Here is a 12,045-nt window from a genome sequence, read left to right as displayed (position 1 = left end):
TCAATCTCAAGAACCGTCAATGGAGGAAATTCTCGCCTCCATTCGCCGGATTATTTCGGAATCTGACGGTGACGATCCGGCTGCGGCAACTGCTGAGCCCGCTCCACCGCCAGCTCCCGCACCAGCTCCGGCTCCGGCCCCGAAGGCTTCGCCGCCACCGCCGCCTGCGCCCAAGCCCGCACCACCGCCTCCGCCCCCTCCGCCGCCTGTGATGATGGAGGAAGAGGAGGAGGAAGAAGAGCCGCTTGAACTCACCGACGAGGTTGAGGACGAGAGCGAGCTGTCCATGGAGGATCTGATGGCCTCCTTCGACGCTCCGGCGGAGGAGGAGCCCGAACCGGTGTTCGAGCCGGAACCCGAGCCCGAACCGGAAGATCTGCCGCCACCGCCGGCCATGCGCATGCCGCCGCCGCGCCCCGAACCGGCACCCATGCCGCGTACTGTGCGCGACGCGGTGGAGGACGGGCTGATGTCGGCAGCGAGTCGTCATGCTGCCAGCCTGGCATTCTCACGTCTTACCGGCGATATGCCGATGGGCGCGAGGACTGTCGAGCAGCTGATGATGGAAATGATGCGGCCGCTCCTCAAGGAGTGGCTGGACAACAACCTGCCTCACATCGTCGAGGAAATGGTGCGCGAGGAAATCGAGCGCGTCGTCCTTGGAGCCCGGGGCCAGCGTTAAAAACTTGCTGACAAGCCCCGGTATGGATTGAATGGCGCGCCCGACGGTGCGCCATTCTTCTTTCGCCGGGCACTGATTTTTTCCGATCCCGCCGCCTTCATGGCATAAGAACCGACCTGCCGCGCCAGCGGCCCAGCAGAACCTAGAAGATCACCATGCTCGACAAAGCCTATCGCCCCGACCTGGTCGAACAGAAGCTCTATGCCGAATGGGTCCGTGACGGGCTGTTCGCGGCCGATCCGGGATCAAGCGCCAAGCCCTATACCATCATGATGCCGCCGCCCAATGTGACGGGCAGCCTGCATATGGGCCACGCGCTGACCTTTACGCTGCAGGACACGCTGATCCGCTACTTCCGCCGCACCGGGCGCGATGCGCTGTGGCAGCCGGGAACGGACCATGCCGGCATCGCCACGCAGATGGTGGTGGAGCGCATGCTGGCCAAGGACGGTGTCGACCGGCGCGATCTGGGCCGTGATGCCTTTATCGAGAAGGTGTGGGAATGGAAAGCCCAGTCGGGCGGCACCATCATCAACCAGCTCCATCGCCTCGGCTCCTCTGCTGACTGGCCGCGTGAGCGCTTTACCCTTGATGAAGGCCTGTCGGCCGCCGTGGTGAAGGTGTTCGTGCAGCTTCACAAGGAAGGGCTGCTTTATCGCGACAAGCGCCTCGTCAACTGGGACCCCAAGCTGCAGACCGCCATCTCCGACCTCGAGGTCGAGCAGAAGGAAGTTAAGGGGAACCTCTGGTACTTCCGCTACCCGGTGGAAGGCGAGGAAGGCCGTTTCATCACCGTGGCAACCACGCGCCCGGAAACCATGCTGGGCGATACCGGCATTGCCGTGAACCCGTCTGACGAGCGTTATGCCGATCTGGTCGGCAAGTTCGCCATCCAGCCGGTCACCGGCCGCCGCGTGCGCATCGTGGCGGACGATTATGCCGATCCGGAACATGGCTCCGGCGCGGTGAAGATCACCCCGGCGCATGATTTCAACGACTTCGAGGTCGGCCGCCGCGCTGGCCTGACGCTCATCAACATCTTCGATCCCGACGCCCGTATCCTGGCCGAGTTCGAGGTGATCGAGGGGCAGGGCATCGACGCGAAACGCTCCGGCGAAGCTGCGCCGGAAGGTTATGCCGGCCTCGACCGGTTCGTTGCCCGCGAGAAGATCGTTGCCGATATGGAGGCCCGCGGCCTCCTGGAGAAGATCGAGCCCATCACCCACTCGGTGCCCTATGGCGACCGTGGCGGCGTGCCGCTTGAGCCGCTGCTTACCGACCAGTGGTATGTCGATGCCAAGACGCTGGCACAGCCCGCACTTGCCGCCGTGCGCGAAGGCAAGACCCGCTTCGTGCCAAAGCAGTGGGAAAACACCTATTTCGACTGGCTGGAGAACATCCAGCCCTGGTGCGTGAGCCGCCAGCTCTGGTGGGGCCACCGCATCCCGGCCTGGTACGGCCCGGAAGGCAAGATCTTCGTCGAGGAGACGGAGGAGGCCGCCCAGGCTGCCGCGCGCGCGCATTTCGGCAAGGATGTCGATCTGGTTCGCGATGGCGACGTTCTCGATACCTGGTTCTCCTCTGCGCTCTGGCCGTTCTCCACGCTCGGCTGGCCGGAAAAGACCCCGGAGCTGAACCGCTATTATCCTGGCGATGTGCTGGTGACGGGCTTTGACATCATCTTCTTCTGGGTTGCCCGGATGATGATGTTCGGCATCCACTTCATGGGCGATGTGCCGTTCCGCGACATCTACATCCACGCTCTGGTGCGCGATGAGCATGGGCAGAAGATGTCGAAGTCCAAGGGCAACGTCATCGACCCGCTGGAACTGTCCGATCGTTATGGCGTGGATGCGCTGCGCTTCACGCTGATGGCGATGGCGGCACAGGGCCGCGACATCAAGCTCGCTGAAAGCCGTGTTGAAGGGTACCGCAACTTCTGCACCAAGCTGTGGAATGCCTCGCGCTATTGCGAGATGAACGAAGCCGTCACTCCCGACGGATTTGATCCGGCATCCGTTAAATTGACGGTAAATCGCTGGATCATCGGCACTTTGGCCCGTGCTGGCAGGGCTGCCAGCAGCGCGATCGAGGAATATCGCTTCAACGATGCCGCCGGCGCGCTCTACGGCTTTGCCTGGAAGGACTTCTGCGACTGGTATCTGGAATTCACCAAGCCGATCCTCAATGGCGAGGACGAAGCCGCCAAGGCCGAGACCCGCGCCACCACCGGTTTCGTGCTGGACCAGATCCTGTCGCTGCTGAACCCGATGATGCCGTTCATCACCGAAGAGATCACCCGCCACCGCAAGGGCGAGGGCCCGGCGCTGATGACGGCCGCATGGCCGGTATTCGATGCCGCGCTGGAAGATGCCGCTGCCGATGCCGAGATGGGCTGGGTGGTTGACGTTATCTCCACCATCCGCGCGGTGCGCTCGGAAATGAACGTGCCGCCCGGTGCGGAGCTGCAGGCTCTGATCAAGGATGCCGGACCGGAAGTGCCGGCGCGCCTTGAAGCCCACAGCGCCCTTATCCGCAAGATGGCCCGGCTTGGCTCGATCGAGGTGATGGCGGGCGATGCCCCGCGTGGCAGCGCCCAGTGCATCCTTGGCAACGCCACCATCGTGCTGCCGCTCGAAGGTCACATCGACATCGCTGCCGAGCGCACGCGCCTTGCCAAGGAAATGGCCAAGGAAGAGCAGGGCATCGTCGCCATCGAGCGCAAGCTCGCCAACCCGTCCTTCGTGGAAAAGGCGCCGCCAGAGGTGGTTGAGACCCAGCATGAGCGCAAGGCCGAGCATCAGGCCCGGCTTGAAAAGCTCAAGGAAGCACTCGCCCGTCTCGGCTGACATCCGGGCAGGGTCATAACGAAACGCCCCGGCGCGAAATCGCCGGGGCGTCTTGTTTTGGGGGCAAGGAAGAGGTGCTTCAGGCCGCGTTCAGCGTAACGATCAGCGGCGTGTGGTCACTGGCTTTTTCCCTGGCCCGCGGCGCCCGGTCGATCTGGCAGGAGGCAAGGCGGATAGCAGCTTCCGGCGACAGCAGGGCATGGTCGATACGGATGCCTTCATCGCGGGGCCAACGGCCTTTCTGGTAGTCCCAGAAAGTGTACTGCCCGCCACGGCGGTCGCAGGCGCGGAAGGCATCGGTAAAGCCCATATGCTGGAGCCGGCGGTAACGCGCGCGGATTTCATCCTGAAACAGGGCATCGCCCAGCCATTCCGCCGGGTCCCAGCAGTCCTCGTTTTCGGGGATCACATTATAGTCGCCGGCGATGACTACCGGCTTTTCTTCCGCCAGCAGTCCCTCGGCATGGGCAAGCAGCCGGTCCATCCAGCGCAGCTTGCGGCCATATTTCTCGTCGCTCTCCACCGGGTTACCGTTCGGCAGGTAGATGCCGGCAATGATCACGCCGCCTACCTCCGCCTCCACGTAGCGGGCCTGGGTATCGGCGTCGTCGCCGGGCAAGGCACGCTGGCGCAGCTCAAAGGGCAGGCGGGAGAGCAGGGCAACGCCGTTATAGGATTTCTCGCCGACAACGGCGGCCTGATAGCCGGCGGCCTCGATGGCAGCACGCGGAAAGTTCTCTTCCTGGCATTTGATCTCCTGCAGCACGACCACATCCGGAGCACTTTCGCCAAGCCAGCTGACGACATTGTCGAGGCGGGCATTGACGGAATTGACGTTCCAGCTCGCGATGCGCATGAGGGCAGATTCCTGAAAAGATAAAACTAACAGCCGGTGACCGGCCGGTTCAGATGGCGAAGGACGTCCCGCAGCCGCAGCTGGAGCTGGCATTCGGGTTGTCGACGCGGAAATACTGGCCCATCAGATCGTCAACGAAGTTGAGTGTGGCGCCGGCCACGAGGTCGAGCGAAACATCATCGACGACCAGCTCGACATCTCCGTTGCGGAAGACGTGATCGTCGTCATTCACCTCGCTGCCCATCTCGAAATTATACTGGAAGCCGGAGCAACCACCGCCGGAGACGGAAAGGCGCAGACGCGCAGCGGCAGCCCCTTCCTTGTCGGCAATCTTGCGGATGCGCCGCGCGGCGCTGTCGCTCAAAATCATCTCCCGCCCGCCGGCAAGGGAAGCGCCGGTGTCGGATGCGGAAGGGGTGCTGGCAGTATTGACGCTCATTTCTCTTCAAACCCTCCTGCGGCGCGCGCCCGTCGGATCGTCGGGCAGGCGGCAGCAGCTATTTCATGACTTGCCCCTAAAGATAGGGATTTTCTTGCGCCGACAAAAGAGCGGTGCCACCACAAGGACCGGGGAAGGCCCCTGAAGGCCGTTTCCTTGTGAACTTCGCCACGGACGGATGCGCTCTAAAGGAGTGGTCTTAAGGTCATGATCCAGCTGAAACCCTATGCCACCCATCCCGAAGCGAGCCGTGGGCGTCTTCTCCCGGAGCCGGAAAGCAAGCACCGCAACTGCCATCAGCGCGACCGTGACCGCATTATCCACTCCAACGCCTTCCGGCGGCTGAAATACAAGACCCAGGTCTTCGTCTATTACGAAGGCGACTATTACCGCACCCGTCTCAGCCATTCACTGGAAGTGGCGCAGATCACCCGCAGTCTCGCGCGCACGCTGGGGCTTAATGAAGATCTGGCAGAATGCATCGCGCTTGCTCACGATCTCGGCCATGCCCCATTCGCTCATGCCGGCGAGGATGAGCTGGATGCGCTTATGCAGCCCTATGGCGGTTTTGAGCATAACGACCAGACGCTGCGCATTCTCACCAGCCTGGAGCACCGTTATGCAGCCTTCGACGGGCTTAACCTGACCTGGGAAAGCCTTGAGGGCGTCGTCAAACATAACGGCCCGCTGCTGCATGCAGACGGCTCGCCGAAAAAGAAGATGCTTGCCGCCACCATCGCCGGCTTCAATGAACGCATGGACCTCGATCTTTCGCGCTGGCCTTCCGCCGAGGCGCAGATCGCCGCCATTGCCGACGACATCGCCTATACCAGCCATGATATTGATGACGGTATACGTTCGGGGCTCATCGCGCTCGACGATCTGCTGGACCTGCCGCTGGTCGGCCCGATGGTGCGCGAGGTAAAGGCGGCCTATCCGCAAACGGAGAGCCGCCGGCTGGTCTATGAAGTGGTGCGCCGGCTGCTCGACCGCATGACGACTGAAGTCCTCGCCGAGACCGAGCGGCGTATCGCTGCCCTCAAACCGACATCAAGCGACGATATCAGGGCAGCCTCGACTGCGGTTGTCGCTTTCCCGGCGAGTTTCTGGAGTGAGAACATCGCGCCGATCCGCGCGTTTCTCTATCAGCAGCTTTACCGGCACTGGCGCGTCAACCGCATGCGCAACAAGGTGCGGCGGGTGATGCGCGAGATGTTCGAGCTGTTCATGGAACATCCGGGCACGCTGCCGCCGGAATGGCAGGTGGCGGAAAAGGGCGGGGCAACCCAGGCGCGGGCGGTGTGCGACTATATCGCTGGAATGACTGACCGCTTTGCGCTCGAAGAGTATCAGCGGCTCTTCGATCCCTTCACCAAGACCTGAAATCGGACACCATATGTTGACGTCGGGGCATCTTGCTGCACAAAATGCGGCAGGAACGACCGGCGTCAACCCTTGATCAGGGTAACGGGGACTAATGACTGACAAAGACGATCTGACGGCTGGCCGGCCGTACGGACCTTATGCTGGCCCGGGCTCTCTGGGCTCGGCTGCCGGGCCGGCGGCAGGACCTGCTGCTGGCAACACTGCGGAACAGCCTTCCTACACTGGCGCCGAACGGCAGCCTGCGCCCGGCTTCAGCGTGCCGCCCGGCGGCCCCTCCGGACCTGCCGGCCCGGACGAATCCTTCTATGATTTCGATGATGACGACCAGGTACGCGGCGGTACGGGCCGGCGCACCCTGCTGATGGGCGTGGCCGGGGTTGCCGTTGTTGCCATTTTTGTCGGCATCGTCTGGTACGCCTACACGGCGGGGGTCCGCTCCGGCCAGGACGGCGCGCCACCAGTCATTACCGCACAGATCGGGCCGACCAAGGTGAAGCCGGCCGAGCCGGGCGGCATGGTGGTGCCGAACCAGGACATTTCCGCCTATGGCGTGATGAAGCCGGGCACCCAGGCGGAGCAGCAGGACGTCAATCTGCGCCCCCGCACGGAAGAGCCGGTAGACCTGTTTGCCGCTGGCGACGACGCCTCTGCAACTCCGATGGGAGAGGAAGAGGGCGAGCCGGACACGCCGGCGAATGTCGCCGCCGGTCAGGCTGCAACCAGCGCCGCCGCGTTGCCGGCGCCGCCGGCCGGTACGACGCAGAATATCATCGCACCGCCGGTCCCCGCCCAGATGGCCGCGGCGCAGCCAGTCGCTCCGGCACCCGTGCCTCAGCCGGTTCCGCCAGCCGCCGTTTCGCAGCCCGCTCCGGCGGCACCGGCGCCTGGCACTCCTGTTGCCCTGACGCCGCCGCCGACTGCATCCGTACCGGCCACGCAGGCCCCTCAGGTAACAAGTACCCCGGTGGCAGCGCCGAAGGCGGTTACACCGCCGAAGGTAGCCGCACCGGCAGCCAAGGCCGCTCCAGCCGCACCGACGGGCAGCGGCTGGGGTATCCAGCTGGCATCGGTTCCGTCCTCCAAGGTTGCCGAACAGGAATGGTCGCGTATTTCGGGCAAGTACGCGGCTGATCTGAACGGCATCACCCACACGGTAGTGAAGGCGGACATTCCCGGAAAGGGGACCTATTACCGGGTCCAGGCCGGCAATATGGGCAAGGAATCCGCCGACAAGCTTTGCACCTCGCTGAAGGGGCAAGGGCAGGGCTGCCTGGTGGTCAAGCGCTGATGACGGCCCGCAGGATGATGCGCCCCCGTGCGGCAATTTTCGGATGCTCGGGCCCGGCGATTACCGAGGAGGAACGCTCCTTCTTCGCCCGAGCCCGGCCATTCGGCTTCATCCTGTTCGGTCGGAATGTCGAAAACCCGGAGCAGTTGCGCACGCTGGTTGAAGAGCTGCGCGGCGCTGTTGGCCGTCCCAATGCCCCGGTGATGATCGATCAGGAAGGCGGGCGGGTGGCACGGCTGCGCCCGCCGCACTGGCGGCCCCATCCGGCGCCGGGTTTGATCGGCGCACTCTATGAAAGGTCGCCGCAGGAGGGGATCGAAGCCCTTCGCCTGCATGTCGGCCTTATCAGCGCCGAACTGCGCGCTGCCGGCATTACCGTCAACTGCATTCCGATGGCCGATGTGCGCGCGGACGATGCCGACAAGGTGATCGGCGACCGCGCCTTTTCCGGCGATCCCGCCGTTGTGGCCAGACTGGCCCGGATCTCTGCGGCGACCTGCCTTGCCAGCGGTATCATTCCGGTCCTGAAGCATCTGCCCGGGCACGGGCGCTCGCGTGTCGACAGCCATCTGTCGCTGCCGGTGGTCGATGCGGATGCCGACACGCTCTACAGCACCGACGGCCTGCCGTTTCGCCGCCTTGCCGATGTGCCCTGGGGCATGACGGCGCATATCGTCTATCCCGCACTGGACAACAGGGCGCCGGCGACGCTGTCGCGCCCGGTGCTGGTCGACCGTGTACGCGGTCGCCTCGGTTTTACCGGCCTCCTGGTCAGCGATGATCTTTGCATGGGCGCCATCGGCGGCGAGCCGGCGCACAAGGCCCATGCCGCGCTGCTGGCCGGCTGTGACATCGCGCTCCACTGCAATGGCAAGATGGACGAGATGCGTGAGTTCATGGCCGGTGTCGAGCCGATCAGTGATGCCGCCTGGGCCCGGGCACAGCGCGCCGAAGCCCTGCGGGTCGCCCTTTCCGGCGGTGGGGGAGTGAGCGATGTCGCCGCACTTGCCAGCCTTGCCGAACGTCGCCAGCACCTGCTGGCGCTTGCTGCCTAGGGGGCGGCACCATGGACGGCGTCCTCCCGGACCTTTCTTTCGAGGACAGAGCGCCCGCGAGCGCCGGCGAAACGCTGGCCCTTTCCCTTGATGGTTTTGACGGGCCGATCGACCTGCTGCTGACGCTGGCACGCGAGCAGAAGGTGGATCTTGCCCAGATTTCCATTCTGGAGCTTGCCGAGCAGTATCTCTCCTTCATTGAGCAGGCCCGGGGGCTCCGGCTGGAGATCGCCGCCGACTATCTGGTCATGGCCGCCTGGCTCACCTTCCTCAAATCCCGCCTGCTGTTGCCGCAACCGGAAGCGGAGGAAGAACCCTCCGGATCCGAGCTGGCCGAGGCGCTGGCTTTCCAGCTACGACGCCTGCAGGCCATGCAGCAGGCCGGCGAAAAGCTGAGAGCCCGGCCCCAACTCGGCCGGGACTATCTGCTGCGCGCAAATCCCGAGGGCATTGCCCCGGAAAAGGTCGAACGATACGAAGCGACGTTGGCGGAGCTGCTGCGCGCTTATGGCGACATCGCCCGGCGCGGTACACTCAATAATGACTACAGCCCGCCGCCGCTCATGGAGGCGCTCTGGTCCGTCGAGCAGGCGCTGGAGAGGCTGCGCGCCATGCTGGGGGTGAGCTCCGGCTGGAGTTCGCTCACGGATTTTTACCCCTCCGGTCCCCGCGAGGAACTGGGGCGGCGCTCCGTGACGGCCTCGACCTTCCTTGCCGCGCTGGAACTGGTGCGGGACGGCGTTTTCGAAATCCGGCAGGACAGCGCCTTTGCGCCGATCTATCTGCGCGCCGGATCCGGCCGGGAGGCGGCCGATGCTTGAAGGGCTCGACCTTCCACAGCAACGCGGCATTTCGGAAGAACATCTGCGGCTGGCAGAAGCGCTGCTGTTCAGCGCCGATAAACCGGTAAGCGATGCGGAGCTTGCAGAACGGTTCGGCGAGCATGTCGATCTTGCCCGGCTGATGGAAGCCCTGCGCCAGCGTTATGCCGGCCGCGGCATTGAAGTCTGGCATGTCGCTGGCGGCTGGCTCTTCCGCACCGCGCCGGATCTGGCAACGGCGCTGCGCCTGCAGGCGTTCGAGCAGCGCAAGCTCTCCCGGGCCGCACTCGAAGTGCTGGCCATCATCGCCTATCACCAGCCCATTACGCGGGCCGAGATCGAAAACCTGCGCGGGGTGGCCACCAGTCGTGGCACGCTTGACGTGCTGCTTGATACCGGCTGGATCAAACCCGGTCCGAGGCGGCAGACGCCGGGCCGGCCGGTCACCTGGCTCACCACCGAAGCCTTTCTCATCCAGTTCGGGCTCGAAGGGCTCGATAGCCTGCCGGGTGTCGATGAGTTGAAGGCTGCCGGCCTGCTCGACAAGCGCCCGGCGGCGCTCGTTATTCCGGGGCTTGGCCTTGAGGATGAGAGCGCGCCGGACGAGGTGGACGGGCAAGAAGCGGACGATGAAGCGGAGCCGCTTTATTGACGACCATGGCGTGCCGCCTCGCGACGGCAGGCGGCATTGCGGCACCGAAGTGTTTCTGCCATGATCCCGCCCGCATCGGTTAAGCGCTCAAGAAAATACCCGGCGCGAGGCATCTGTTAAACCGGCCCCGGCGCTGGAGCGTAAGGGAAACCTTCACTCTATCAGCGGTTCAAGGCCCCGTTTGGTTCTGGAGTAGACGAGTTATGGGTCTCAGCTTGTGGCATCTGATTGTTCTGCTGGTCATTGTGCTGCTGGTCTTCGGTGCCGGTAAGCTGCCCAACGTGATGGGCGACGTTGCCAAGGGCATCAAGTCCTTCAAGAAGGGCATGTCTGACGAAGACAGCGACGCGCAGCGCACCGTGACCCGTCAGGCCGACAAGGACAACACCCAGGGCTAAAGACCTGGGCGGGCAGGGCGGGAGGCTGCAAGGCCCCCTGCCTGTCATGCCGGGCAGCCATGCCTGTTGCGGTTCGTTTTCCTGATTGAAGGCGGCGCCAGACGCCGAAGCCTTGCATGCTCGACATCGGATGGTCCGAACTCCTCGTTGTGGCGGGAGTTGCCCTTGTGGTCATCGGCCCCAAGGATCTGCCCCGCGCGCTTCACACCGCCGGCAAATGGGTGCGTCGCGCCCGCAGCGTCGCCACCGACTTCCAGCGCACCGTCGACCGGATGATGGAAGAGGCCGACCTCGCCGAGGCGAATGAAGATCTCAAGAAAATCCGCCGTTTCGACCCGCGTGCCGAAATCGGCAAGATGGTGGGTGACATCGGGGGCAAACCTTCTGCGCCCGGCCAGTCAGAACCGGCCTCGGTAAGCGCTGCTGAAGTTCCGGGAGCAGACGCCGCCGTTGCAGCGGCTGCCGAAGCCGCGGGCACCAGTGCTCCGGCAGAGATCCCGGCAGGAGAGGCTACGCCGAAGCCGCGTCGCAGCCGGACACCGAAGGTTGCCGAAACGGCTGACCTGTCCGCAACTGCCGACAAGGTGGCAAAGCCCCGGGCAAGCGCGAAGAAGAAGGCAGAAGCCGGCGAGGCCGCTGCTCCAGCACCGGCCCGGAAGACGTTCGCCGCCAAGGCATCCAGTCCGGCAAAGCCCAAAGCTGCGGCCCCCAAGGCGCCGCGCAAGACTGCCGCCAAACCCGACGTTTCCAGCAAGAGCACTGAATCGTGAGCAGCGAAACCCCGGATGAGCTTCCCGAGCAGGGAACGATGACGCTCATTGAGCATCTCGTCGAATTGCGCAACCGGCTGGTGATCTCGCTGATCGCCTTCGGTATCGCTTTCGTGGTCTGTTATTTCTTTGCCGAGCGCATCTTCGCCTTCCTGGTCGATCCGCTCTACAAGATCATCGGGCCGGATCAGCGCCTGATCTATACCGGCCTGACGGAAGCCTTTTTCACTTATCTGCAGATCGGCTTTTTCGCCGCGGCGTTCCTGTCGTTTCCGATCATTGCCTCGCAGATCTACATGTTCATGGCGCCCGGCCTCTATAAAAACGAGCGCCACGCCTTCCTGCCATTCCTCATTGCCACGCCGTTCCTGTTCTTCCTTGGCGGGGCGATGGCCTATTACTTCATCTTTCCGGCGGCCTGGCATTTCTTCACCAGCTTCCAGACCACGGCGCTGGCGGGCGTCGGCCCGGCCGTTTCGCTGGAGCAGCGGGTGGGTGAGTATCTCGACCTGTCGATGAAGCTCATCTTCGCCTTTGGTCTGGCGTTCCAGCTTCCGGTCGCCCTTGGCCTGCTGGCGCGTGCCGGCATCGTCTCTGCCGCCATGCTCTCCAGCAAGCGCAAATACGCCATTGTGGCCATCTTTGCGCTCGCCGCAGTCATCACCCCGCCCGATGTGCTGAGCCAGGTCGGGCTCGCCATTCCGCTGCTGGGGCTCTACGAAATCTCGATCTTCATCGCGAGGCGCATCGAGAAGAAACGCGCCGCGCGTGAAGCCGAGCAGGACGCCGACCTCTCCTGATCCTGCCCTGCAGCCCCGATAGCGCATCATCCATGCACCGCCTTTGTCA

At 64.0% G+C, this 12,045-nt stretch carries 12 protein-coding genes; 10 read left to right on the top strand and 2 right to left on the bottom strand.

Annotated features, from left to right (window positions below; all coding sequences use genetic code 11):
• Window positions 1-211: 211 nt before the first annotated feature.
• Window positions 212-682, top strand: coding sequence for a DUF2497 domain-containing protein (locus QTL98_RS11305; protein ID WP_445678591.1), 471 nt, complete (start codon window positions 212-214; stop codon window positions 680-682).
• 155 nt (window positions 683-837) lie between these two features.
• Entirely contained in the window at window positions 838-3,531 is a 2,694-nt protein-coding gene (locus QTL98_RS11300; protein ID WP_445678590.1) for a valine--tRNA ligase, read from the top strand.
• 79 nt (window positions 3,532-3,610) lie between these two features.
• Here the strand turns inward: QTL98_RS11300 and QTL98_RS11295 are convergent, their stop codons facing one another.
• Window positions 3,611-4,387, bottom strand: coding sequence for an exodeoxyribonuclease III (locus tag QTL98_RS11295; RefSeq protein ID WP_445678589.1), 777 nt, complete (start codon window positions 4,385-4,387; stop codon window positions 3,611-3,613).
• A 49-nt stretch (window positions 4,388-4,436) separates the two neighbouring features.
• On the bottom strand, window positions 4,437-4,826 hold the full coding sequence (erpA, locus tag QTL98_RS11290; protein WP_510637479.1) for an iron-sulfur cluster insertion protein ErpA: 390 nt from the start codon (window positions 4,824-4,826) through the stop codon (window positions 4,437-4,439).
• 207 nt (window positions 4,827-5,033) lie between these two features.
• On the opposite strand from erpA, the gene QTL98_RS11285 reads away from it, so the two are divergent.
• From QTL98_RS11285 to tatC, 8 genes are all read left to right on the top strand, one after another.
• Complete coding sequence (locus tag QTL98_RS11285) at window positions 5,034-6,209, top strand: deoxyguanosinetriphosphate triphosphohydrolase (protein ID WP_445678588.1); 1,176 nt, start codon at window positions 5,034-5,036, stop codon at window positions 6,207-6,209.
• A 94-nt stretch (window positions 6,210-6,303) separates the two neighbouring features.
• Window positions 6,304-7,500 (top strand): SPOR domain-containing protein, encoded by a 1,197-nt coding sequence (locus QTL98_RS11280; protein WP_445678587.1) that lies wholly within the window; start codon window positions 6,304-6,306, stop codon window positions 7,498-7,500.
• The gene (nagZ, locus tag QTL98_RS11275; RefSeq protein ID WP_445678586.1) at window positions 7,500-8,555 is read left to right on the top strand and encodes a beta-N-acetylhexosaminidase; all 1,056 of its coding nucleotides are present in this window, start codon (window positions 7,500-7,502) and stop codon (window positions 8,553-8,555) included. The genes QTL98_RS11280 and nagZ overlap by 1 nt, the downstream gene beginning before the upstream one ends.
• Window positions 8,556-8,566: 11 nt before the next feature.
• Window positions 8,567-9,376 carry a segregation and condensation protein A gene (locus tag QTL98_RS11270; protein ID WP_445678585.1) on the top strand — a complete coding sequence of 270 codons (810 nt, stop codon included), beginning with the start codon at window positions 8,567-8,569 and terminating at the stop codon, window positions 9,374-9,376.
• Window positions 9,369-10,028, top strand: a complete 660-nt coding sequence (scpB, locus tag QTL98_RS11265; protein WP_445678584.1) for an SMC-Scp complex subunit ScpB — start codon at window positions 9,369-9,371, stop codon at window positions 10,026-10,028. Before QTL98_RS11270 ends, scpB begins: the two co-directional genes overlap by 8 nt.
• Window positions 10,029-10,231: 203 nt before the next feature.
• Window positions 10,232-10,426, top strand: a complete 195-nt coding sequence (locus QTL98_RS11260; RefSeq protein ID WP_445678583.1) for a twin-arginine translocase TatA/TatE family subunit — start codon at window positions 10,232-10,234, stop codon at window positions 10,424-10,426.
• A 116-nt stretch (window positions 10,427-10,542) separates the two neighbouring features.
• Window positions 10,543-11,196, top strand: a complete 654-nt coding sequence (tatB, locus tag QTL98_RS11255) for a Sec-independent protein translocase protein TatB (RefSeq protein WP_445678582.1) — start codon at window positions 10,543-10,545, stop codon at window positions 11,194-11,196.
• Window positions 11,193-11,996, top strand: a complete 804-nt coding sequence (gene tatC / locus QTL98_RS11250) for a twin-arginine translocase subunit TatC (protein ID WP_510637478.1) — start codon at window positions 11,193-11,195, stop codon at window positions 11,994-11,996. The genes tatB and tatC overlap by 4 nt, the downstream gene beginning before the upstream one ends.
• The last annotated feature ends 49 nt before the right edge of the window (window positions 11,997-12,045 follow it).

Source organism: Radicibacter daui (assembly GCA_030657355.1).
GTDB classification, from domain to species: domain Bacteria; phylum Pseudomonadota; class Alphaproteobacteria; order Radicibacterales; family Radicibacteraceae; genus Radicibacter; species Radicibacter daui.
Note: the sequence above shows the minus strand (reverse complement) of the source record. Positions and strands in the feature narration are given on the sequence as shown.

What these genes read in the sequence shown, in the direction of transcription:
- erpA (WP_510637479.1), bottom strand. Translation starts at nt 4,826, where the DNA reads ATGAGCGTCAATACTGCCAGCACCCCTTCCGCATCCGACACCGGCGCT.
- QTL98_RS11300 (WP_445678590.1), top strand. Translation starts at nt 838, where the DNA reads ATGCTCGACAAAGCCTATCGCCCCGACCTGGTCGAACAGAAGCTCTAT.
- QTL98_RS11260 (WP_445678583.1), top strand. Translation starts at nt 10,232, where the DNA reads ATGGGTCTCAGCTTGTGGCATCTGATTGTTCTGCTGGTCATTGTGCTG.
- scpB (WP_445678584.1), top strand. Translation starts at nt 9,369, where the DNA reads ATGCTTGAAGGGCTCGACCTTCCACAGCAACGCGGCATTTCGGAAGAA.
- QTL98_RS11280 (WP_445678587.1), top strand. Translation starts at nt 6,304, where the DNA reads ATGACTGACAAAGACGATCTGACGGCTGGCCGGCCGTACGGACCTTAT.
- tatB (WP_445678582.1), top strand. Translation starts at nt 10,543, where the DNA reads ATGCTCGACATCGGATGGTCCGAACTCCTCGTTGTGGCGGGAGTTGCC.
- QTL98_RS11295 (WP_445678589.1), bottom strand. Translation starts at nt 4,387, where the DNA reads ATGCGCATCGCGAGCTGGAACGTCAATTCCGTCAATGCCCGCCTCGAC.
- QTL98_RS11285 (WP_445678588.1), top strand. Translation starts at nt 5,034, where the DNA reads ATGATCCAGCTGAAACCCTATGCCACCCATCCCGAAGCGAGCCGTGGG.
- QTL98_RS11305 (WP_445678591.1), top strand. Translation starts at nt 212, where the DNA reads ATGATGGAGGAAGAGGAGGAGGAAGAAGAGCCGCTTGAACTCACCGAC.
- nagZ (WP_445678586.1), top strand. Translation starts at nt 7,500, where the DNA reads ATGACGGCCCGCAGGATGATGCGCCCCCGTGCGGCAATTTTCGGATGC.
- QTL98_RS11270 (WP_445678585.1), top strand. Translation starts at nt 8,567, where the DNA reads ATGGACGGCGTCCTCCCGGACCTTTCTTTCGAGGACAGAGCGCCCGCG.